Origin of the sequence: Chryseobacterium sp. RLHN22 (assembly GCF_051011795.1) — a bacterium.
Classification (GTDB): Bacteria; Bacteroidota; Bacteroidia; order Flavobacteriales; family Weeksellaceae; genus Chryseobacterium; species Chryseobacterium zhengzhouense.
Genome location: NZ_JBPCHW010000002.1, coordinates 32391 through 54728 on the forward strand (window position 1 = coordinate 32391; position 22338 = coordinate 54728).

The 22338-nt window shown below is 33.4% G+C and carries 21 protein-coding genes; 11 read left to right on the plus strand and 10 right to left on the minus strand.

All coding sequences use genetic code 11. The features are described from left to right. Positions 1-2: 2 nt before the first annotated feature. The 7 genes from ACR1PN_RS02465 (at position 3) to ACR1PN_RS02495 (ending at position 8798) form a co-directional block, all read left to right on the plus strand. Complete coding sequence (locus ACR1PN_RS02465; RefSeq protein ID WP_433978738.1) at positions 3-434, plus strand: DinB family protein; 432 nt, start codon at positions 3-5, stop codon at positions 432-434. Positions 435-584: 150 nt separating this feature from the next. Further along, positions 585-2051 (plus strand): cysteine--tRNA ligase, encoded by a 1467-nt coding sequence (cysS, locus tag ACR1PN_RS02470; protein WP_433978739.1) that lies wholly within the window; start codon positions 585-587, stop codon positions 2049-2051. A 343-nt stretch (positions 2052-2394) separates the two neighbouring features. Continuing rightward, positions 2395-3558, plus strand: coding sequence for a T9SS type A sorting domain-containing protein (locus ACR1PN_RS02475; protein ID WP_433978740.1), 1164 nt, complete (start codon positions 2395-2397; stop codon positions 3556-3558). Positions 3559-3682: 124 nt separating this feature from the next. Beyond that, positions 3683-6334: a 4-alpha-glucanotransferase gene (locus ACR1PN_RS02480; RefSeq protein ID WP_433978741.1), complete on the plus strand. Its 2652-nt coding sequence runs from the start codon at positions 3683-3685 to the stop codon at positions 6332-6334. Between the two features lie 140 nt (positions 6335-6474). Then, positions 6475-7509, plus strand: coding sequence for a hypothetical protein (locus ACR1PN_RS02485; protein ID WP_433978742.1), 1035 nt, complete (start codon positions 6475-6477; stop codon positions 7507-7509). Between the two features lie 181 nt (positions 7510-7690). Next, positions 7691-8146, plus strand: a complete 456-nt coding sequence (locus ACR1PN_RS02490) for a hypothetical protein (protein ID WP_433978743.1) — start codon at positions 7691-7693, stop codon at positions 8144-8146. Between the two features lie 142 nt (positions 8147-8288). After that, positions 8289-8798 carry a ferritin gene (locus tag ACR1PN_RS02495; RefSeq protein WP_378177066.1) on the plus strand — a complete coding sequence of 170 codons (510 nt, stop codon included), beginning with the start codon at positions 8289-8291 and terminating at the stop codon, positions 8796-8798. Between the two features lie 70 nt (positions 8799-8868). Here ACR1PN_RS02495 and ACR1PN_RS02500 read toward each other — a convergent pair whose 3' ends face one another. Then, positions 8869-12009, minus strand: coding sequence for a UvrD-helicase domain-containing protein (locus ACR1PN_RS02500; protein ID WP_433978744.1), 3141 nt, complete (start codon positions 12007-12009; stop codon positions 8869-8871). A gap of 181 nt (positions 12010-12190) precedes the next feature. Between ACR1PN_RS02500 and ACR1PN_RS02505 the strand changes: the two genes are divergently transcribed. From ACR1PN_RS02505 to ACR1PN_RS02515, 3 genes are read left to right on the plus strand one after another with little or no spacing between them, the layout of a single operon-like run. Next, positions 12191-12937: a hypothetical protein gene (locus ACR1PN_RS02505; RefSeq protein WP_433978745.1), complete on the plus strand. Its 747-nt coding sequence runs from the start codon at positions 12191-12193 to the stop codon at positions 12935-12937. Between the two features lie 6 nt (positions 12938-12943). Further along, positions 12944-13723 carry a carboxypeptidase regulatory-like domain-containing protein gene (locus tag ACR1PN_RS02510; RefSeq protein WP_433978746.1) on the plus strand — a complete coding sequence of 260 codons (780 nt, stop codon included), beginning with the start codon at positions 12944-12946 and terminating at the stop codon, positions 13721-13723. Then, positions 13720-14529: a hypothetical protein gene (locus ACR1PN_RS02515; protein WP_433978747.1), complete on the plus strand. Its 810-nt coding sequence runs from the start codon at positions 13720-13722 to the stop codon at positions 14527-14529. Before ACR1PN_RS02510 ends, ACR1PN_RS02515 begins: the two co-directional genes overlap by 4 nt. 26 nt (positions 14530-14555) lie before the next feature. On the opposite strand, the gene ACR1PN_RS02520 is transcribed toward ACR1PN_RS02515, so the two are convergent. The 5 genes from ACR1PN_RS02520 to ACR1PN_RS02540 form a co-directional block, all read right to left on the minus strand. After that, entirely contained in the window at positions 14556-15068 is a 513-nt protein-coding gene (locus ACR1PN_RS02520; protein ID WP_433978748.1) for a GNAT family N-acetyltransferase, read from the minus strand. 2 nt (positions 15069-15070) lie between these two features. Then, positions 15071-15292, minus strand: coding sequence for a PspC family transcriptional regulator (locus tag ACR1PN_RS02525; protein ID WP_034678114.1), 222 nt, complete (start codon positions 15290-15292; stop codon positions 15071-15073). A 3-nt stretch (positions 15293-15295) separates the two neighbouring features. Continuing rightward, a complete protein-coding gene (locus ACR1PN_RS02530; protein WP_433978749.1) occupies positions 15296-16561 on the minus strand; it encodes a DUF2851 family protein in 1266 nt (421 codons plus the stop codon). A gap of 270 nt (positions 16562-16831) precedes the next feature. Next, on the minus strand, positions 16832-17980 hold the full coding sequence (bshA, locus tag ACR1PN_RS02535) for an N-acetyl-alpha-D-glucosaminyl L-malate synthase BshA (RefSeq protein WP_378177090.1): 1149 nt from the start codon (positions 17978-17980) through the stop codon (positions 16832-16834). A 25-nt stretch (positions 17981-18005) separates the two neighbouring features. Beyond that, on the minus strand, positions 18006-19709 hold the full coding sequence (locus ACR1PN_RS02540; RefSeq protein WP_433978750.1) for a glycoside hydrolase family 3 protein: 1704 nt from the start codon (positions 19707-19709) through the stop codon (positions 18006-18008). Between the two features lie 114 nt (positions 19710-19823). Between ACR1PN_RS02540 and ACR1PN_RS02545 the strand changes: the two genes are divergently transcribed. Then, positions 19824-20357 carry a hypothetical protein gene (locus ACR1PN_RS02545; protein WP_433978751.1) on the plus strand — a complete coding sequence of 178 codons (534 nt, stop codon included), beginning with the start codon at positions 19824-19826 and terminating at the stop codon, positions 20355-20357. 63 nt (positions 20358-20420) lie between these two features. Here the strand turns inward: ACR1PN_RS02545 and ribA are convergent, their stop codons facing one another. Genes ribA through ACR1PN_RS02565 form a run of 4 tightly spaced genes read right to left on the minus strand, consistent with a single transcriptional unit; the run spans position 20421 to position 22318 of the window. Further along, positions 20421-21020 (minus strand): GTP cyclohydrolase II, encoded by a 600-nt coding sequence (ribA, locus tag ACR1PN_RS02550; RefSeq protein WP_378177099.1) that lies wholly within the window; start codon positions 21018-21020, stop codon positions 20421-20423. 12 nt (positions 21021-21032) lie between these two features. Then, positions 21033-21482, minus strand: a complete 450-nt coding sequence (locus ACR1PN_RS02555; RefSeq protein WP_378177102.1) for a hypothetical protein — start codon at positions 21480-21482, stop codon at positions 21033-21035. Then, on the minus strand, positions 21479-22090 hold the full coding sequence (locus ACR1PN_RS02560) for a DUF4254 domain-containing protein (protein ID WP_433978752.1): 612 nt from the start codon (positions 22088-22090) through the stop codon (positions 21479-21481). The genes ACR1PN_RS02555 and ACR1PN_RS02560 overlap by 4 nt, the downstream gene beginning before the upstream one ends. Positions 22091-22105: 15 nt before the next feature. After that, entirely contained in the window at positions 22106-22318 is a 213-nt protein-coding gene (locus tag ACR1PN_RS02565) for a twin-arginine translocase TatA/TatE family subunit (protein ID WP_378177108.1), read from the minus strand. Positions 22319-22338: the final 20 nt, after the last annotated feature.

A 22338-nucleotide genomic window follows, 5' to 3' on the forward strand; every position in this document is an offset into this window, starting at 1 on the left:
TTATGGATTATCAGATTCTTAAAAATATTGTAAACGAAGAGCTTCAGAGGTTTGAAAATATTTCGGAAGAAGCATGGTCAGCAAAAATTTCTCCTGAAAAATGGTCTAAAAAAGAAATTTTAGGTCATCTTTGTGATAGTGCTCTGTCGAATATCAGGAGATTTGTAATTACTCAATACAAAGAAAACGAGAATATTGTTTATGATCAGAATTTTTGGGTAAAAGCTCAGAATTATCAGAATGTTCCAACTTCGGATATCATCAATCTTTGGAAATTTCTTAATCTTCAGATTGTAAATGTTGTTGAAAACATTCCGGATGAGGCTCTGCAGAGAACCTGTGATATGACAAAAAACGAACCTCAGGTTTTTACGTTGGAATTTATTATTAATGATTATATTAGTCACTTACAACATCACTTAAAAGCTATTTAATAATGATAAAATTTAAAAAAGTTTCAGACAAGATTTTTTTAACAACCATTATTTGTTGTTGCTGCGCTTGCTGCTGTTAAAAGGTTTTCATCTTTTAATAAAATAAAACTTTACACTAAATTTTAAAAATCATTAAATCAAAATAAAAAAATGCAATTAAAAATATACAACTCGCTTGCGGGAGAAAAAGAAATATTTAAACCTATTTTAGACGGAAATGTGGGAATGTACGTTTGTGGACCGACGGTTTACAGCAATGTACATTTGGGAAATGTAAGAACTTTCCTTTCTTTCGACTTTATTTACAGAAGTTTAATGCATTTGGGTTACAAGGTAAGATATGTAAGAAATATCACCGATGCCGGTCACCTTACCGACGATGGAGATGTAAATAACGACCGATTCGTAAAACAGACCCGTCTTGAGAAACTGGAACCTATGGAAATTGTACAGAAATATACGGTAGATTTTCATAAAGTTCTGGATCTGTTCAATTTATTGCCTCCGAATATCGAACCGACTGCAACAGGTCATATCGTGGAACAAATTGAATTGACACAAAAATTAATTGAAAGAGGATTCGCCTACGAAAGCAATGGTTCTGTGTATTTCGATGTTTTGGAATACAATGCAAGAGGTTTGAATTACGGTGAATTGTCAAAAAGAAATATTGAAGAACTTTTCGCAAATACCCGCGATTTGGACGGACAGGGCGAAAAGAAAAATCCACAGGATTTTGCATTGTGGAAAAAAGCTTCTCCTGCACACATTATGAGATGGAATTCGCCTTGGGGAGAAGGTTTCCCGGGATGGCACCTTGAATGTACTGCAATGAGCACGAAATATTTAGGGGAAACTTTCGATATTCACGGAGGTGGAATGGATTTGAAATTCCCTCACCACGAATGTGAAATTGCACAAGGAAAAGCCTGCAACGATACCGCTCCTGTAAATTATTGGATGCACGCCAATATGTTGACGATGAATTCTCAGCGTATGAGTAAATCTACAGGGAATTACATTTTGCCGATGCAGTTGGTGACTGGTGAAAATGATTTCTTTGAAAAACCTTTCCATCCGTCAATTGTACGTTTTTGCTTTTTACAGGCTCATTACAGAAGCGTTTTGGATATTTCTAATGATGCCATGCTGGCGAGTGAAAAAGGATTCAGCAGATTAATGGAAGCGATTAAAGTTTTAAATAACATCGTTCCGAATGATGAAAAACAATCCGGTTTCAGCCTTGAGGAATGGAAAAACAAAGCGTATGATGCGTTAACGGATGATTTCAATTCTCCGGTTTTGATTGCACATTTATTTGAAGCGGTAAAATATATTTTTGCTTTGAATGATGCTAAAGAAACGATTTCAACGAAAGATCTAGAGGAATTAAAATCTACTTTAAATGCTCTTGTTTTCGATGTTTTAGGACTTCAGACTATTGAAGAGAATAATAACGAAAAATTAGATCAAACGCTGAAAGTTTTAATTGAACTAAGAAATCAGGCAAGAAAATCGAAAAACTTTGAACTTTCAGACCAAATCCGTGATAAACTTCTTGCAGAAGGTATTGAGCTGAAAGACGGAAGAGACGGAACTTCTTACGTTTTAAATTAGAATAAAACTTAGAGCTTTTAATATATCTCTCGCAGATTTTACAGATTACGCAGATTTTTCATCACACCCATCTGCCAAATCCGCAAAATATGCGAGAGTTTTTTATGTATTAAATTGTTTTATTAAGGCTATGCTTAGGTGCTTTCAGCATGACAATATTGTGGATAACTTAGCTGAGTGAAACGCCTTTGCGAACGAAAAATATTTTCAATGATTTTAAATATAGCTTAGCGAACTTTGTGTTGAAAAAATTTCTTGTCTCAACCTTAAAATTTTTCAAATCCAATCCAAAAATTATGTAACTTAGTCATACTAAAATGATTAAAATCAAAATTTATATACTATGAAAAAACATTTATTCCCTATTGTCTTATTGCTATTTGGAAACACAATCAACGCACAACAGGATTTTTTTGCATTAACAGGGAAAAACTCTCCCGGAATTGAATTCAACGATTTTCGTGCAATGAATTCGGATGCTACTTCTGGCGAAAGTATTTTTAGCGTTTCTTCAGAGGCGAAAGTTACCTCTCAAGCGAGAAATGCTGTAATTACAGAAATTAAGAATGCTTACAGCAATTCTCAGGCGACTACTTTGGCTGCATTAGCTTTCGATTCTTCCGGAAACAATCTGGTGTATATGCCCATGTTTTCATCTAATATTTATGTTTTAAATCAACAAACAAAAGAGATTACCTTAGTTGAAAATACGGTTGCAAGAGTTACGTCCTGCGACATCAATTCTCATATGACAAGGATGGCGACCGGATACGATGGAAATATTTATGCAATCAATAATGCAGGAACACAATTTATTCAAATTGGCAAAAAAAACAATCAGTATATTGTTAATGACCTTGGAATCATTAAAGATGATGTTTCAAACGGTAAAAATTCGTTCACAGCAATGGAGACGGGTTTTGGAGGTGACATGATTGCTGATGCAGATAACAATTTCTATGTTTTCGCTGCTTCGGGAAATGTGTTCAAGGTTTCAACAAAAGAACTAAATGCAAAATTTGTAGGTAAAATCACAGGTTTGCCCGAAAATTATTCTGTAAACGGAGCTGCTGTCAATTCAAAAGGAAATATTGTTGTTGCAAGTGCGAAAGGTGCTGCTCTGTATGAATTGAATCTTGATAAGTTAGAGGCAAAACAACTTCCGGGGGAACAAAATCTTCATATTTACGATCTGGCAAGTAAATATTTTGCAAACGACAGAGCGGTAACGAAAAATATTTTTGCGAATATAGATATCTATCCGACAAAAGTTGATGATCAAAACATTACTGTAAATGTAAACGATAAATCAGTAAAAGGAAATATTAAAGTGAATATTTTTGATATCTCGGGGAAATCTGTAATGTCATCCACTTTATCGGTAAAAGACGGAAATCTTAATCAACAAATTTATTTAAGAAACTTAGTTACCGGAGCTTATTTGGTGAATATCGCTGAAGAATCGGGAAAAACTTTACTTTCTAAAAAAATTGTAGTGACAAAATAATTGACTTTTTTATAATATTTTGAACCTTTTCTCACTTTTGAGAAAAGGTTTTTTAATGAATATTTGATATTACAACAATTCGTTTTTCAATTTTTAAACGTATTTTTAATGAAAATATACATCGATGAAATTGTATTTTAATATTGAATACCATACAAAACCTGGAGAAAAACTAGCGTTGGTTATTGATGAAAAAGATTCTGCTGTTCGAAATCATACAATGTTTCACACCGAAAATGGGTTGTGGAAATGTGAAGTAGATTGTTTTTCGAAGTCAATAGATTACAAATATCAGCTTAAAGATGAGAGAGGAAATATTCTGCGGGAAGAATTTGTAAAACATCATCTGAATTTTCCTCATAATTACAAAGAATTTCTAATTTTTGATGAATGGAACAGTAAAAATTTTCCTGAAAATTATTTAAACAATAAAATTCTTCGAAATAAATTTACTCAATTAAAACCGCAAAAATTTTCGGTTTTAAAAAAGCATACACACTTACTCAGGATTGAAGCACCAATTTATAATCCTGACTGGGAAATTGTAATTATTGGAAATACATTTTCTTTAGGAAACTGGAGTTATGAAAATGCCATTCATATGTCGCAAACAGATTTCGGAATTTGGGAAGCTTCGGTAGAGATTCCGGAAATTCAGATGATTCAATATAAGTATGCAATTTATGATAAAACTCAGCGGAAGGTAATTGATGTGGAAAATGGAGGAAACCGTTCAACAGCTCCCAATAACCAAAAAGATGTTTTACAGATTGTAGCAGACCACTATTTTAAGTTTAAATCTTATCAGATGTATCATGATGCCGGAGTTGCAGTTCCTGTTTTCTCATTGCGAACCGAAAATGGCTTTGGTGTGGGAGAATTTTCTAACCTAAAAAAACTTGGAGATTGGGCAAATAATGCTTCTTTAGGAATTATTCAGATTTTACCGATTAACGATACGACTGCAAATTATTCTTGGACGGATTCTTATCCTTATGCAGCGGTTTCTGTTTATGCTTTGCATCCGCAATATATTTCTATTGAAAATCTTGATTATGAATTACCGAAGGATTTAATTGAAGAATATGAGAATGAAAAAAGTAAACTGAATTCTTTAGAATTAATTGATTACGAAAAGATGATTTCTTCAAAATGGAAGTATCTGAAAGCTATTTTCAATCTAGAAAAAGAGAAAATTTATAAAGACAGAAGTTTTAAGAAATTCATAAAAGATAATGAAGGATGGCTATTGCCTTACTCTGCATTTTGCGTTTTGAGAGATAAGTATAAAACGCCTAATTTCAATATCTGGAAAACTCATAAAAAATATATTGCAGGAAAAATAGCTCCCTTTTTTTCATCTAAAAATAAAGATTTTGATGCGGCAATGCTCCATGCTTGGATACAGTTTCAGTTGCATAAACAACTGAAAGATGCCGTAGATTATGTTCATAGTCTGGGAATTTCGCTGAAAGGAGATTTGCCGATCGGTATTTATAGATATTCCGTAGAAGCATGGACAGAACCTGAATTATTCGGGATGGATTTTCAGGCTGGAGCACCACCGGATCAGTTTACAGAAATCGGGCAGAACTGGGAATTTCCGACTTACAATTGGGAAGCGATGAAGAATGACAATTACAGATGGTGGAAAAACAGATTCAAAGCTTTGGAGCAATATTTTGACGCCATGAGAATCGATCATATTCTTGGATTTTTCCGTATTTGGAGAATGCCAATTTCAGCAACGCAGGGAATTTTGGGATATTTTTATCCTGCGATTCCTGTGGTTTTAGAAGAGTTTAAAGCCAGACATATTCCTTTTGATTTTGAAAGATATTGTAAGCCTTTTATTAACGATCAGATTTTATGGAAATATTTTGGTGAGGAAACTTTCAGAGCCTTACATTTCATGGATAAAAATTCAGATGGAACTTATCATTTTAAAGAAGAGTTTAATACTCAAAGAAAACTTTCAGCCCATTTTAAAAACCAACCTGAAGATGAAATAGCAGAAAAGCTGGTTTCATTGTGCGCAAATGTATTGTTTTTATCTGAAGAAAAAAACGGTGAAACTGTTTATCATCCGAGATTTAATCTATTTAAAACAGATTCTTATCAATATCTTTCAGATTGGGAAAAGCAGTCTCTCTATGAACTTTACCAAGATTACTTCTACAAAAGACAGGATTATCTGTGGAAAGAAAAAGCAATGGAAAAACTTCCTGTGATTCTGAATGCTACCAATATGCTGATTTGTGGTGAAGATTTAGGCTTGGTTCCTGATTGTGTTCCTGAAGTAATGGATGAATTGGCGATTGTTGCGCTAAAAGTTCAGCGAATGCCTCCTGGAAATCTTCCTTTCTATAATCCGAAGCAAGCAAGTTATCTGAATGTGGTAACAGCATCTTCTCATGACAGCTCCACACTTCGCCAATGGTGGAAAGAGAACAAAGTTTTAACACAAACGTATTTTAATCAACAATTAAGTCAGCATGGAGAAGCTCCAAAAGATTTAACTCCATATTTGGCTGAAATTATTATGAAGCAGCATCTTTACAATGATGCCGTTTTGGCGATTTTTCCAATTCAGGAATTTCTGGCTACCGATGGAAATTTAGCCAATCCTAAGATGGATAATGAAAGAATTAATAATCCTGCAGTATTTCCTCATTATTGGCGATACAGAATGCATTTAAATGTTGAAAATTTAATTGAAAATTCAGGTTTTAATGCGAAAATTTCAAATTGGGTTAATGATAGTGGTAGAAAATAAGTTAAATTATTTAATTGAAAATCAGTTGATTGTAAATATTTTAAAAAGAAGTTTTATCTTAGGATTTAACTTCTTTTTTGTATCTCAATCAAAAAGACAGGAATGATAATTCTTAATATAACCAATTAACGATTAACGAAATGAAAAAAATATTTATAGGATTTGCACTTGGATTAGCGACGTTAACGTTTGCTCAGCAATATCCAAATAACGGTTGGGGTAATGACGACTATTACGGAAATAATGACGGATATTACAGTGATGAAGATGACAGGTATTATTTCCCGGATGATTATTATTACAATTATCCGCAGGATTATTATCCACAGGATTATTACCAGAGTTATTACAACGATTACAGACAAAGTATCATTAGTATCAACTGGAACAACTTTTTTATCCAGAACAGATTAAATCGTTGGCAGATTGACCAGATTCTGTATTTAAATAATTTATATGCAAATTTTGCAGCGTGGAATAATTTCTACAGATTTAATCCCGACAGATGGTATTACGACAGATTCTATGCAATGGAAAGAATTTTAGGACCGAGAGTTTTTGTGGTTTTCCAAAATAACTATTATCATGGAGCCAGCCCGATTGTGTATTTCCAGAATTACAGAAGAACGTACTACACACCAAGATTTAGAGTTACGCCTAGATATAGAAATGTAAATATTAATATTTACAGAGTAGACAGAAACAGTTTCAGAAGAAATGATAATCCTACTTTGAATGTAGTAAGAAACTCAGGCTTCAGAAATGGTAACGGTAACAGTTCAGGATTCAGAAATAACAATGGTGTTAGAAATGGTAATAACGGAGGTTTCAGAAATTCTGATAATGGCGTAAGGGGAAACAATGGAAATAATGGTGTAAGAGGCAATTCAGGAAATGGTGGTTTCAGATCTGAAAGCCCAAGGATGGAAACTCCGAGAGCGGAAAATAATTCTCCAAGAAACAATGGTAATGGAGGGTTCAGATCAGAAAGCCCTAGAATGGCTTCTCCAAGAGTGGAAAGCAGTTCACCTAGAAATAACGGTAATGGAGGTTTCAGATCCCAGCCGAGAAACGAAAATTCAAGTCCGAGAATTCAGAACAGTTCGCCGAGACAGCAAAACAGAGGAGGTGAAGGAAGAGGGTCTGGTTTTAGAGGAAATTTAGTTAGTAATTAGTTTTCATATATTATATTTGAGTGGTGTTGAGAGTAGGTTTTATTGCTTACTCTCTTTTTTATTTTAAAAATATTTAAATATTTAATAATAAAATTTAACATTAATTATGAATTTTGTTTTTAACTTATCCTGGAATTATACATCAAAAAGATATAAGAAACCAATTAATAATTGTAAACACATGAAAAAATTAGTACTAGCCGCAGCCTTTATCGTAACAGGAAGTTTTGCAATGGCACAGCAGGTAAATCCTCAGGATAAAAAAATCAACAGAGAGGAAATGCACAAAAAAATGGAGCAGAAGCAACAGGAAAGAATAGCTGAAATGCAGAAAGAATTGAATCTGAATGATTCTCAGGTTGCAAAAATCAAAAGCCTCCAGGAAAAGCGTAAAGCAGAAATGAAAGCTGAGTTTGAAAAAAACAGAGGTGAAAGACAGGCAAAAATGGAGCAGATGAAAGCAAAAAGACAGCAGATGGATAATGAAATGAAAAGCATCTTGTCTCCTGAGCAATACGATAAATGGCAGGCTTCGAGAAAAGCTAAAATGGAAGAGAGAAAAGCAATGATGAAAGAAAAAGGACTAAATGGAGAAAGAAGAATGATGAAGAGAACTCAGAGCGGAACTTCTATATAAGCTGAATAGGTTTATAATTTTGATTTTTAATGTTGGAAGGGCAGATTTTTTCTGCCCTTTTTGTATTCAATCTAAATCTAAATTTAAGTGTTTGTTTTTCCTTTCGACCGATAATCCGTAAATTTGAGTATAAATTTTTATTATGGTAAGTGAAAAAATTGCACAGTTAATAAACGAACAAATCGCACACGAGCAATATGCGGCTCAATATTATCTTTCAATGTCTGCCTGGTTTTCAGCAAAAGATCTTGACGGCATTGCTAATTACTTCAGAGTGCAAAGTAAAGAAGAATTGATGCACGCAGATAAAATGTTTGATTATTTAAATGATGTAGGTGGAGAGATTATCCTTGGAGAAATTGCAAAACCGCCACACGAGTTTGAGAACGCAACAGATATTTTTGAAAAAGCATTGGAGCATGAAAAGAAAGTGACAAGAAGTATTTTCAATATTGTAAAAAATGCAAATGATGAAGGAGATTTTGCAACAACTTCTTTCTTACAATGGTTCATTAATGAGCAGGTAGAAGAGGAGGCAAGCGCGTCTCAATATGTAACTAAAATTAAAATGGTTTGTGATAATCCATCGGCTTTATATCTTTTTGACCAAGAATTGGCGAAGAGAGTTTTTGTAGCAGATGCGACAGCTTAATTAAATAAATTAAATTTTCGGCGGCACCAAAGGTGCCGCCGAAAATTTTTAGCTTTATATGAAATACAAATTACAAGTAAATTAACTGGGTTTTAATAACTTTCATTCCTAAATTCTCCAAAACAGATTTATACGTTTCAATTTGTTTTTCATTCTTTGCGGTTTCCATTCCGGTCTTAAAATCAACGATAATATAACCTTCATCACTTTTTAAAATTCTGTCGGGGCGATAAATTTTACTGATACCTCTTTCAGAAATCATAATATCTTTTTCATTAATTACTTTCCATTTTTCATCAAAAAATTCAGAATACTGATGAATGATTTTTTTCAGATCTTCTTTAATATTTGCTTTTTCATCAAGCGTGATCTGACCTTCTAAAACATAAGTTTCCAGCACTTTATCAATGTCTTTTTCAGTATTGATTTTTGATAGCAGCTCGTGTACAAAAAGCCCGATTCTTACTTTTTCATCTCTTACCTGATAATTTTTAGAGGGGGTTGCGATTTTTATCGAGCTTGTATTTTCGTGTTCATTTCTCAGGTTTTCGATACTTTTGGTTTTAAATCCAGAATTTTTATGACTGATTTGTTTTTTCAGCATTTCAGGAGAGGTATTATACAAATCAAATTCATCCAGATTCTGTGGATTTTTAGACTGTACAAATTCCAGGATTTCTAAATTATTTGAAGTCTTATTAGGTTTTTGCAGATAAAAAAACAACTGTTCCACAGGCCGTGTTGTGGCAACATATTGCAGGCATAATCGGTCGACAAGATTTTTATAAGCATTTTCCATGTTGAATTTTTGAATGCCTGGATCGTAAACTTCGAGATTTTTATTGAACTGATTGATGTTGACAGACTTTAAGGGTGAATTTGTGTCATTTTCAAACCAATTGGTAAATTCAGAGTCTCGGTTTTTATTCATCATCGGAATGAAAACAACGGGAAATTCAAGTCCTTTTGCCTTGTGAATCGTCATGATTTGAATCGCATCAATATTCTCAGAAGCCTGAATCGTGTAGGTTGAAGCTTCTTCATCCCAGTATTTCAGGAATTCTTTGGTGCTTGCTCCTGCATTTTGAGTAAAATTAAAAAGCATTTCAAGGAAGTTGAGAAGAAAGTCGGTTTCTTTATTTTCAATTGAAAATTCATTGATATAATATTCGACAAAATTGTAAAGATTAAATTTCGGAAAGTGATCCTGCTTTAATTTTAGATCATATTTTTCTTCTATAAACTGAACGATCTTTTCATGCTGTTCCAAAGCCAGAATTTCTTTCATTCCCAAAGTAAAATCAGACATATCAATTCTTCCGAGTCGGTTCAGATAAAACATCATCATAATCAGGTGGGGTTTGTTTTTCGGATTCGTTTCCCATTTCAGAAACTCCACGACAGCCTGCAAAGTATTCGATAACTCTAAAGTCAGACCTTTGTCGGAAATTGTTTTGATGTTGGTTTCTTCGCCATTATAATTGATTTTCAGATTTCCTAATTTTTGTGAATAAGAAAAAATATCAAAATTTCCACGGCAGAGAATTGTAATGTCTGAAAACCTGAAGCCGTTATCAAGACATTCCTGAATATCTTTCTGCATTTTATCCGTAACATCGTTGTAAAAATCTTCATTGGTTAAATTTTCAATAAGATTCACTTTTACACGCCCTTCAATACTCGATTTTGGATTTTGTTCACCATCGGTTCCGAAAATGTGTTGATGTTCTTCTTCAAGATGTAAAGAATGAAAATGATAGAGATCATTATTAAACTGAACAATATTTTTTGCGCTTCTCCAGTTATCTTTTAACACTAATAAATCTGCTTGTTTGGGAGAAAACTCTTTCTTGTTGATGATGTTCAACATCAGTTTGCTTTCTCCACCGCGAAAGCGGTAAATACTTTGTTTGGGATCGCCAACTAAAGTAAAAGAGGTATTTTCTGACGAAATACTGTGGTCTCTCAACGGGACAAAGTTCTGCCACTGAAGCTCTGAAGTATCCTGAAATTCGTCAAAGAAATAATGCTGAAACTGCGAACCCACTTTTTCGTAAATAAACGCAGACGGTTCGTTTTTAAGATTTTCGTTAATTAAAATATTGAATTTTGAAAGCAGAACCAAATCATTTTCTTCTTCAATTTTTCTCAGCTCATCCTGAATGTCTTTATTCACTTTCAAAGGCAGCAAAGCAGATAGTATTTTTTCTTTTTTTTGAGTTTCGATGAACAAAAGAATCAGCTTCATTCTGTTTTCCAGAAGTTGTTCTAATATTTCTGAAATTTCCGATTCTTTATGTTTTGATTTCGCGGCGGCTCCTTTTCTGTATTTTTCAACTACAGACTCTTCAGTGGAGCTTGGAAAAGGAAATCCCGGTCTTTTTTTCAGATAAAAATCGATCACTTTTGGGAAGAATCCACCGAGTCCGTTTTTTCCCTGTGCAAAATCTTCAATCTCAATGTTTCTTGATTTGAACAAATCAATCGAACTTAAAGCAAGTTCCAAAGATTGCTTTTTGTTGGAAGTAATTTCTTTTCTCAGCGTGTTTTTAATGCTTTCATAATTTACATCGTCAAATTCTTTATTGTTTTTGAGGTGTTCGTAATGAATATCTTTCACAAATTCTTTTGCAGAATCGTAAAGGTTTTTATTAAGATTAATTCTTTCGTTGTTTTCAAGACTGTAATCTACATAATCCATAAATGAATTGGAGATATTCTCGTTTTCTCCAATTTGGTCAAGCATTTTATCAACCGCTTCAATTAAAAATGGTTCAGCATCAATTTCAAGATTAAAATTTTTTGCCAAACCTAATTCATAGGAAAAACTTCGAACCAATCGGGAATTGAAGCGGTCAATTGTTCCGATATTTAAAGTCGAATAATTATGAAGGATGTAATCTAAGAGTTTTTTTGAGCGATGATGAAGCTCGTCGATTGTGATTTTTAAACCTTCTGTTTCAAATGCTTTCTGAATATTTTTTAAATCATTATTTCCGGTATAATTTTCTGCGGTAAATTTTCCGAGCCACGAAAGAATTCTTTCTTTCATTTCGTTGGCTGCTTTGTTGGTAAATGTCAACGCAAGAATGTTTCTGATCGATTGCTGCTGGTTAGGATATCTCAGGCAAATCATCAAAAGTCGCTGTACGAGAGCATAAGTTTTCCCGGAACCGGCCGATGCATTGATTACAGTATAAGAGTTTGACATTTTGAACGAAAGATTTTGTGCAATTTAGATAAAATTTAGTTTAAAATTTAACAAATAGAAGCCCATATTTTAACAGTTTTGAACTTAAAACTCAAAAAAAATATTAAATCGCGTTAAGTCTGGTTAAACTTATGATTAGATTAAAAAATAACTTTAGTTTTGTTCAATAAAACAATAATCTGTGAAATTTAAACTACTCTTTATCTTATCGTTTGTTTTCTTCATCCAAATCAATGCTCAAAGCTATATATTTGGGAAAATTTCTTCTGAAGACCTTACTGAGGTTCCCAGTGTGACGGTGATCAATATGCGAACCAACGAGCAGGTATTTACCAACAGAGATGGTCATTTTATGGTAAGCGGAAGGGAAGGTGATGTACTCCGGTTTTTCAAAAATGGGTATGAGCGAATGGATCTAAGGGTTTCTAAACAAAATATAGAATCCCCGATGAATGTGAAACTGGTGAGAGCAGCCCAATTAATTGCAGAAGTGGAAATTAAAAAAGGGCTTAGCGGAGATTTAAAAATCGATTCTAAAACAATGAATCCTCCTGCAAAAGTCGAAAAATTAAGAGCGGATATCAGTAATTATATTAAACAAAAATCTGACCCCCGAATTTTAGCCGCTAGACCGGGAGAATTCGTTCAGCCAAAAGGGCAGGGGTTTTCTATAGGAAAAGTAAAAAACAAGTGGGATGACCTTGACTTATCCAATTATCTGGCCTATGCTCTGGGCGATCAGTATTTTGCCGACTTAAAAATAGAAAAGCCTTTCATTCATCATTTTATTACTTATATCCTTTCAGGAGGGTTTGAAAGACAAAAAATCCTTAAGTATGGCTTTGTAAGTGACGCCGATTTAAGAAGGTTTCAGAATGCGGTTCTCATGAGAATTGACTCTTATAAAGTACCACAAATGCAAAAATAACTGCAAGTGATTAGGAAAATTTTTGCTGTATTTTTCTTTTATATTACGGCAAATTTCTTTTGTCAGCAAAAAGTTTCGGGAACTATAATGAGTGAAAACGACATGGTTATAAGCTCCGTTTTAGTTGTCAATATGGCAAATGATAAAAAGGTTTACAGTAATTCTTCTGGTGAATTTTCAATTGAAGCTTCAGAGAAAGACGAGATCAGATTTGTGAAAAATGGGTATGAAAGAGTTTCGAGGAGGGTTTATAATGTAGATATTTCAATGAATGTTGTTCTGATAAGAATTCCCGAAGAAATTGAGAAAGTAGAAATTGTTTCTGTAACAGGAAATTTATCTAAAGATTCTAAACGCTTATCGAAAATTGATAAGAAGGAGCAACTTCAGAAAGATATAGGTCTGCCTAAGCCTCCCGAAAAGCTACGTGAAGTTCCCGCAGAATTAAACAGAGTTTTATTAGGTGCAGCTTTTGGAAGTATCAATGTTCAACATGTTTATGATTTAATAAGCGGAAAATCCAGGCGGCAAAAAAGATGGTATAAATATGAAGATATACAGCTTGATATTACTTGGATCAGAAATAGAATCGATGATGAATATTTTGTGAAAAACGAAATACCTGCAGAAAAAATTTTAGAGTTTTTGGAATTCAGTTTTATCGTGAAGCCAGAGATAAGGTCTTATATTAAAGTTAAAAATATAAACAGGGTAATGTTTAATCTTGAAGAGGTTATTCCCGTGTATGTTGAAAGACTTAAAGAAAATACAAAATCTACAGAATGAAAGCCATATCTATTTTTGACAGAATCTTGACGGTAATTTGTTTGTTAATGGTAATCTGCATATTTTCTCAACAAAACATCTCTGGTAGGATCGTGGATGAAGAACAAAATCCTGTGGTTAATGTCTTAGTTTTTAACATCAGCAAAAGTTTAAAAGTTTACAGTAATCATTCCGGTTACTTTACGATTGAAGCAACAGACAGGGATGAAATAAGATTTATAAAAGAAGGTTTTTATCGAACAGATAAGATTGTGGAAAATCTATTTAACACTCAGATGGAAGTTATGCTTTTACGCGCAGAAACTTTAATTCCTGAAGTTGAAATTAAATACAAATCTTCCGGAAATTTGGCAAGAGACAGTAAACATTTTGATGATTCTAAAAAAGTAGCTGACCTGAAATCTTATGTTAACGAGTACATGAAATCTGAACTGAATGAACCTCTTCCCCGAAATACAATCCCTAAATCTTTTCAGGGACACGATTTTCAGGCAGGACTAATTGATTTAATAAAAACTTTAGGTGCAGCAGTGGGTTTAGTAAAGAAAGCTGTTTCTCCAAAAATTACGACTCCTAATTATATTGAGACCCAGAATTTTCTTGCTAAAGTAAAAGAAGAAGTCAATTTAGATATATTTGAAAAATATGGAATGGATGAAGAACGCATTGATCATTTTTTGGCATACGCAGAAAAAGTTAATCATCTTTCCAAAAAGTATCGTAAAAACTTCAATGCGGCTACCATTTTAAGTGAATTGCAGTCAGCTTTTGTAGAATATTCTAAGCTGAATAAATTGAGTAATTGAATTTTATAATGCTTTTATAATTTATATTAATGATAAACAATATCATAAATTTCATCTTTCACCTCATTTAGATTTTCAGGAAAATAGTTGGCAAGAAGCCAAAGCTGAAGACTTTTTTTGCCTTCACCATAACTTGGCTGTATATACATTTCATCAATCAAATTAAAACCGTTTCGCTGGTAAAACGAAAACCTTCGTTTAGAATCTTCGTTCAGATGTTCTGGTTCGATTTCTAAAATAATTCTCGGATGATTTTTAAATAAATAATCAGTAATGTATGAACCTAATTTTTGATTTCTAAATTTAGAGAAAACTTCAAAATGCTCCACGAAAATATGATTGCTCAATTCCCAAATAATAAGATAGCCAATGTTTTTAGAATCATGCAAAACAGAAATTATTTTCACCTTTGGATGCGTGAAAAGTTGTATAAATTTATACCAATCACGTCTCTCATATTCCGGAAAAGAAGTTGAATATGAATCATAAATCTGTTGTACACGATAATCCTCGGGCGAAGTAATCTGTAAAAATTCCATAATTAAAGGTCGAAAACGCTCGGTCTTCTTGTAATGAAAATATCTTTGATCCAAAGTGTGAAAGCCAAACCGAGGTAGATAAGAAAGAAAAATCCTGCTGTCGCAAAAGTGGAGTAAATAAAGAATACTCTCAGTTTAGAAACCGGGATTCCCAGTTTGGCGCCCATTCTTGTGAGTACTCCAAACCATTCGCGTTCCATTTTATGACGTAGATTATCAAACATGATCTATGATTCTTTTAAAATTTTAAATCCGATACCGCAATTTAAGCAATTTTTTGTTTCACAGCAGGTTTTAAAGTGATAAATAAGACTCTGACTTTCTACAGAATTTCTGATTTTTAACCCTAATCTCTTCCATTGTTCTGTGACTGAATTTTTTTCTGCCTGAATTTCGCTGTAAAAATTCAGAATTTCGTCATTGATATTTTCATTCAGGTGTTTATGGTAGGTGAATTTTATGGGAAGAATTGAGTTCAAAATAACCAGTTCAATGAAATCTTTCGTTAAACTTTTTGTTTGATTTACCGGAGATATTTTCCCGAAATTGAAATGGTTATCCCAATACTCTGAAGCTTTTATATCTTTAAAAATTTCAATTAATCCATTGGTGCTTTGCGCTGAAATAATTTTTGAAAATAAATTCTGATACTGAAAATAAAGATCTGCTAATTGTGATAATCTGATGGTTGGGAAATTTGGAGGTCTTAATCTTAAAAATTTTGGCTGAATTTTAAGCTCTGAACTATTATATTTAGCCTTAATAAAATCAAATTCTCTTTTCCATATCTGCATTTGAGAATCTTGCGGGTTTTCAAGCCAGCCTGAAATTCCAAAAAATAAAGCTTCAAGCTGGGTTTTGTTTTGCCGTATTTTATTGATTACGGCGAAATCTATGCTTTCTGCAATTTGCTTAAATATTGCGGCATTTACTTTCAAGCCGAAAGAGTAGGCAAGATAATGAAACAAAACGGCTTCGTAATTATTTTTTTGTCGCAGCAAATCAGATTCTATTTCTACCGATTTTTCCTCAAGTTTTCTCAATAAATTTTCTTCGTGAAAGTTTACCGGAATTTTTTTAGTGCTGAAAATCTTTTCACATGGAACAAATTGACTTTCTTTTAAAAGGTTTTCATATTTCTGAAAAACATTTCTGTCTATATGATCTTTTAGTTCCAGGGTTGGAATATTCAGTTCTTTAAATTCTTTGATCTCGATATCATTCTGAAAAACGACATGCAAAATAATATTTTTATAAGCCGAATCTTTTGAATGCTGATGAAAAATCCAGTCGGAAGATTTTACGTGAAGTTCAATATTTCCGGCAAGAGTAATGTTTTTGGTTTTAATCTTTGCCATCAGAAAATCAGGACCGGAATCGGTATTCCATCTCCCAAAATCTAAAATTTCAATAGGATTTCCTTCCGTATCGGTAAAATTGAAGCGGGTGAATATTTTGAAATTCCAAAGATATTGAAGTAATTTTTCGTTCATCAGCTGTGATTTTGTGTGACAACTAATTTAGTGAAAATTATTTTTTTTGAGATTAAAATTTATAACGTTTTTGTGTCGCTCCTCCGGAACTCGTTTTTTTTGTGATGATAATGTTGTGTTTTCTATAAAGGTTGCGCTCCTACGGAGCGCGCCAATCGTCTGTCAATGATTCTTTGCTAAAGGGTTCGGCTCCGAAGGAGCCGAACTGAAAATTGGTAAACAAAAAAATCAGAGCCAATGCCCTGATTTTTTTGTTTATTTGAATAAGTTTTAAGCTTTTGTCAGCTCACCTTTAAAATTCTCAATAGTTGTTTTATACATATCTTCGTAAATAGGAAGAATATTTTTCAAATCAAATCTTATGGCTTGTTCTTTAGCATTCACTTTCATCTGATTAAGGAGCTCATCATTGCTTAATAATTTAATACAATAATTACTCATTGCTTCTACATTTCCGATTTCTGCTAAAAATCCTGTTTCTCCTTGAATGTTCACTTCAGGAATTCCACCGGCATTCGAACTGATTACAGGAGTGTTTGCTGCCATAGCTTCCAAGGCTGCCAAACCGAAGCTTTCCTGCTCAGAAGGAAGTAAAAATACATCTGAAAGCTGAAGAATTCTGTATAAATCATTTACCTTTCCTAAAAGTCGGATCTTTGAAATTAAATCAGGATTTTCTTCCAAAAACTGATTGACTTTTTCCATGTCGGGACCCTCACCAATGATAATCAGTTTAGATTTAACTTTTTTCTCTACGTTTTTAAAGATTTGAAGCACTTCGTCAACGCGTTTTACCGGGCGTAAATTAGAAACGTGAATCAATATCTTTTCGTCAGGATTGGCAAACTGTGTTCTTTGGCATTCGTTGCAGTCGTCGAATTCAGAATTGTCGATGAAATTGGTAATGACCTGAATTTCTTTTTTAATATTGAAGAACTGCAGCGTATCTTTTTTCAAGCTTTCAGATACAGATGTAATGGCATCTGATTTATTAATTGAAAATTCAACTGCGTGTTTATAGCTAGGATGTTGCCCAACTAATGTAATATCTGTTCCGTGAAGTGTTGTGACCAATGGGATGTCGTTGTTGTCTTCCTTTAGCATTTGCTTGGCTGTAAAAGCGGCATAAGCATAAGGAATCGCATAATGAGCGTGAAGTAAGTCTAGTTTATAAAGATTTACAACACGGTAAATCATCGAACTCAGCGCAATATCGTACGGTTGATACTGAAAAAGCGGATAGGTCTGAACATTGACCTTGTGAAAAAATATATTGGGGTTCGTAATATCTAATCTTGCAGGAAGTGCCGAACTGATGAAGTGTACTTCATAGCCTTTGTTTGCCAAAGACATTCCGAGTTCTGTTGCCACAATTCCGCTTCCGCCGTATGTTGGGTAGCAAAGTATGCCTATTTTCATCTTTTATTTTTTATTTGATGTCAATTTATTTTGTGTGGGAAGATTTCAAGTCGATTCCCATTCCTGGTTTTAATTTTTCGTTGACTAAAACGGGAAGTCTTCCCGAAATTTTTGTTTTTCCATTTAATGCATCTGCGGTTGCGATCATCGAATCATCGTTATTTTCATAAGAAACCAAAACGGTGGAAACTTTAGAGACATCCATGTCTTTCAAAGCATAAGCACTTCCGAAAACATTAAGAATCACATTTTGATTTTTACTTAAATCAGACAATATTTTTTTTGATTCTGATGAAATTTTATATGGCTTATAAGCGGTAGAATTATCTTTATGAAAACCAACAATCACTGTTGAGTTTGCAGGAATTGAACTGATCTCGGAAGCTTTTTTAATGATAATTTTCGAATTTATATTTAATTGATTTGCAAAAGTTTGGAAAGGAGCTTCTTCCAACGGAACGTAATAATAGGTCGTGCTTGAGTTTAGAGGAAGTAATTTTTTTTCGTCTTTTAATAATGTTAAAGCATTAGAATAAAGATTTTGAACCAGTTTCGTATGCGAATCATTATTGAGATCGTAATTTATGTTTTCAGGATTTTTTGGAGTATATTGACTTAGACCTAAATAATATTTAGTTAAAAGAATTTTCTTTACACTTTCTTCAACCCTTGCTTGAGAAATTTCACCTTTATCAATTGCTTTTTGAATCAGTTTTTTACCTTCTGCTACACCTTGAGAGAAAAGCATAATGTCATTACCTGCTTTAAAAGCTAAAGCATCTAATTCTCCGGGTTTGTATTTGTTGGCAACAGCACCCATATTCAAAGCATCGGTTATAATTAAACCTTTATACCCTAGTTTATCTTTTAATAAATCGGTTATAATTTTTTTTGAAACTGAAGCAGGAATTCCTTTCCCAGATTCGAGGGTTGGTACATATAGATGAGCAACCATCACACCTCCAATTCCTTTATTTATCAATGCTTTAAAAGGTGCAAGCTCTGTTTTATTTAATCTTTCCAGATTATGGGGCACTACAGGAAGGTCAAGGTGCGAATCGGTACTGGTATCGCCGTGTCCCGGAAAATGTTTGATTGCTGCAAGGATATTGTTATCCTGCAAACCATTTGCGTAAGATAAAGCAGACTGTGTTACATTAGAAACCTCAGAACCGAAACTTCTGTTCCCGATAATAGGATTATTCGGATTTGTGTTTACATCAACCACCGGTGCAAAATCCCAGTTGATTCCCATTCTTTTGCAGTCTTCTGCAATTTTTGCGGCCATCTGGTAAATCAGTTCTTTATCCTGAATCGCTCCCAAAGTCATTGCCCATGGAAATTTGTGAGCAGTGTTGATTCTCTGATACAGTCCCCATTCTGCATCCATTCCAATCATCAACGGAACTTTCGATTTTTGTTGGAATTCATTAACAAGGGTAATTTCTCTTGCTGCATCATCCTGCATCAGTATTAATCCGCCAATTTTGTCATTAATGACAATATTTCTCACCTGATTGATGTAATCTTCACCTTTGTTGGTGTATAATGCGACTATAAAAAGCTGGCCTAATTTTTCATCTTGGGAAAGACTGTTATAAGTCTGGTCAACCCATTGATTGGCTTTCTTCATTTCTGCCTTTGAGGTGTCTTTAGGCAGGTATTGCGCTGAAAAATGAGATGCAGTGCAAGTTATAATTAAGAGAAAATTAAAAACTAATTTCTTCATGATGTATTGAATATGAACAAAAATACGATTAAAAAATGATGGGCGACAATGTTTTTATAATTTTTGGTATATGTTTTGATTCGGCATATTCTATAATAATCTAAAATTTATATAATGAGAAAGTTTTTCCCAATTTTAATGTTAGCTTTTGTGAGTTTTTTTACTTACAGTTGCGATAATAACGATGACGATGTGCAATATGTTGATAATGATACTTATTCTGGCGTTGTAGAAATCACAAGAAGTTTTCAATTTAACAGTGCCGGAGCTTTTGGAGAGCAGCATGTCATCAGAGAAGAAATAAGTAAATATGGCATGATGGATTCTGATAAGGTCTTAGTATACAGATTAAAAGGTGTTTCTAATGGTCTTGATGTTTGGGAACAGATTCCTAAGAAAATATATCTTTCAGACGGAAATGAAGTGGATTATGATTTTGACTTTACCAAAAATGATGTTCAAATCTACGTGAATGGAACATTTAATGTAACTACAGCTCCTGAATTTTACAATAATCAAACATTCAGAATTGTTCTGGTTCCTGCCGGATATTTAAATAAGGGAGTCTCTAAGGTAGATTACAGCGATTATAATGCAGTAATTAAATATTACAACATTGATGATTCAAAAGTTGTGAAAATAAAATAATAAATCTTTTCAAATTTTTATAATAAAAAAGGCTCCGGAACTTGTTTCGGAGCCTTTGATTTTTCAATTGTCATTATTATCGTCTAAGAAATGGCCAAAAAAATCTTTTTTAGTTTGCAAATAGCCTCTGCTGATCTCATTTGCCGGGATTTGTAAAGGTATTCTTGAGTTTAGTACAATGTTGCTTTCCTGTACAAATTTTACCTTTTCAGGATTATTGGTCAAAAGATTAATGCTTTCAATTTTTAGCTGATTGAGAATTTCAATCGCAATACCAAAATTTCTGTCGTCTGCAGGTAAACCTAATTCCAAATTTGCCTGTACCGTATCAAATCCTTTTTCTTGTAAAGAATAGGCTTTAAGCTTGTTGATGATGCCTATATTTCTACCTTCCTGACGAAGATAAATAATAACGCCTCCGTTTTCGTGTATATACTTCATGGCTGCATCAAGCTGCTGTCCACACTCACATTTTTTAGAATGGAAAACCTCTCCGGTAATACATTCAGAGTGAAAGCGTACATTCACAGGTTGAGACAGATCAGTGTTTTCAGCAACTATTGCCATATGTGGCATCCAGTCGTTTTGATCTTCCGAGAAGGCTATCATTCGGAAAGTACCGTGTTCTGTGGGAACATTGGCTTCCGCCTGAATTTTAATCATTGAATTGTTTGTTTATTTTTTTCCGTTAAGAGAATCCTCGATTACAGTAACATTTGTTTTTAATCTTACTAAATATCTGTTCAAAACCTCGTCCTCATCTTTTTTTAGATCTTTTCTAAGCTTCTGAATTTTCTTGTAAGATTTTTCTAAATTACGGATGGTTTTATTTTTTCCGGATTTGTTCCCCGATTCTATCGCATAAAGATAATTCTGGAGTGTATATTTAAGGTTGCCAATTTCTTCATTTAACGCAGAATTTGAGAATTTAGGAAAAGTAGAAAGCAGATTGGTGATTTCTGATGCATTAACGTTTTCTGTGATGTTTATGCTGATACTCTTATTGTTAGACTCAGTTTTTGTGTCACCCGAAAAGCTGCCTGATACAGGCGACATATTCAGTTTTTCGGTCGCGCATGAAGAAGTGATTATTAATAGTATTCCAAGAAAAAATAGTCGTTTCATTTTTGCTCCTTTTGATAAAGGATTGGGTTAAGACTTTCATCATTGTACATCTTCATTTGTTTGTACACTTTCATCTTAACATCACCGTTTTCAATATCATTAAGCAATTGAGTGATTGAAGCACATAAATCTTCTTTCTGAGTAAGCAATACGTCTAATTTTTGCTTGCAATTTAGACGGTGCTCTTCGGAAGCAGATTCTCGATTTGCTTCTAACGACATATGATAAACCTTCAGTGCTAAAATAGATAATCTGTCAACAGCCCAAGCAGGAGTTTCAGTATTGATTTTAGCATCAGGTTTTGGAGTAATATCTTTGTATTTGTTTAAAAACCAACTGTCTATAAATTCCACTAAATCAGTTCTTTTCTGATTTGATGCATCTATTGTTCTTTTCAATTGAAGAGCTTCAACAGGGTCTATATTTTCATCTCTTATTATATCTTCCAAATGCCATTGAACGGTATCAATCCAGTTTTTAGCATACAAAATTCGTTCCAAAGTATCACTTTCAAACGGGTTTTTAATAGGAGTATCAACGCTGTCTAGTATATGGTAATCTTCAATAGACTGGTTGAAGATTTTCCAGGCAGTATCGGTAAAATTCATTGAAATAAAGAAATTTTAGTGGCTTGCAGTATTATTGTTAGAAGAATTGCTGTCTGTTTTTGAACCAGGTTTTTCGTCTTCTTTGATAGCGTCTTTAAATTCTTTAATTCCCGAACCCATTCCTCTCATCAATTCCGGAATTTTTTTACCTCCGAAAAGTAATAAAAGAATAATGGCAACGATAAGAATGTGCTGCCAAGATAAGGCTAATATTGTTAATGTATTCATTTCTAAATTTTTTGCAAAGT

Bases quoted from the DNA above. Each gene is read 5' to 3' on its own strand.
- ACR1PN_RS02465 (WP_433978738.1), top strand. From the start codon at position 3: ATGGATTATCAGATTCTTAAAAATATTGTAAACGAAGAGCTTCAGAGG.
- cysS (WP_433978739.1), top strand. From the start codon at position 585: ATGCAATTAAAAATATACAACTCGCTTGCGGGAGAAAAAGAAATATTT.
- ACR1PN_RS02475 (WP_433978740.1), top strand. From the start codon at position 2,395: ATGAAAAAACATTTATTCCCTATTGTCTTATTGCTATTTGGAAACACA.
- ACR1PN_RS02480 (WP_433978741.1), top strand. From the start codon at position 3,683: ATGAAATTGTATTTTAATATTGAATACCATACAAAACCTGGAGAAAAA.
- ACR1PN_RS02485 (WP_433978742.1), top strand. From the start codon at position 6,475: ATGAAAAAAATATTTATAGGATTTGCACTTGGATTAGCGACGTTAACG.
- ACR1PN_RS02490 (WP_433978743.1), top strand. From the start codon at position 7,691: ATGAAAAAATTAGTACTAGCCGCAGCCTTTATCGTAACAGGAAGTTTT.
- ACR1PN_RS02495 (WP_378177066.1), top strand. From the start codon at position 8,289: ATGGTAAGTGAAAAAATTGCACAGTTAATAAACGAACAAATCGCACAC.
- ACR1PN_RS02500 (WP_433978744.1), bottom strand. From the start codon at position 12,009: ATGTCAAACTCTTATACTGTAATCAATGCATCGGCCGGTTCCGGGAAA.
- ACR1PN_RS02515 (WP_433978747.1), top strand. From the start codon at position 13,720: ATGAAAGCCATATCTATTTTTGACAGAATCTTGACGGTAATTTGTTTG.
- ACR1PN_RS02520 (WP_433978748.1), bottom strand. From the start codon at position 15,068: ATGGAATTTTTACAGATTACTTCGCCCGAGGATTATCGTGTACAACAG.
- ACR1PN_RS02525 (WP_034678114.1), bottom strand. From the start codon at position 15,292: ATGTTTGATAATCTACGTCATAAAATGGAACGCGAATGGTTTGGAGTA.
- ACR1PN_RS02530 (WP_433978749.1), bottom strand. From the start codon at position 16,561: ATGAACGAAAAATTACTTCAATATCTTTGGAATTTCAAAATATTCACC.
- bshA (WP_378177090.1), bottom strand. From the start codon at position 17,980: ATGAAAATAGGCATACTTTGCTACCCAACATACGGCGGAAGCGGAATT.
- ACR1PN_RS02540 (WP_433978750.1), bottom strand. From the start codon at position 19,709: ATGAAGAAATTAGTTTTTAATTTTCTCTTAATTATAACTTGCACTGCA.
- ACR1PN_RS02545 (WP_433978751.1), top strand. From the start codon at position 19,824: ATGAGAAAGTTTTTCCCAATTTTAATGTTAGCTTTTGTGAGTTTTTTT.
- ribA (WP_378177099.1), bottom strand. From the start codon at position 21,020: ATGATTAAAATTCAGGCGGAAGCCAATGTTCCCACAGAACACGGTACT.
- ACR1PN_RS02555 (WP_378177102.1), bottom strand. From the start codon at position 21,482: ATGAAACGACTATTTTTTCTTGGAATACTATTAATAATCACTTCTTCA.
- ACR1PN_RS02560 (WP_433978752.1), bottom strand. From the start codon at position 22,090: ATGAATTTTACCGATACTGCCTGGAAAATCTTCAACCAGTCTATTGAA.
- ACR1PN_RS02565 (WP_378177108.1), bottom strand. From the start codon at position 22,318: ATGAATACATTAACAATATTAGCCTTATCTTGGCAGCACATTCTTATC.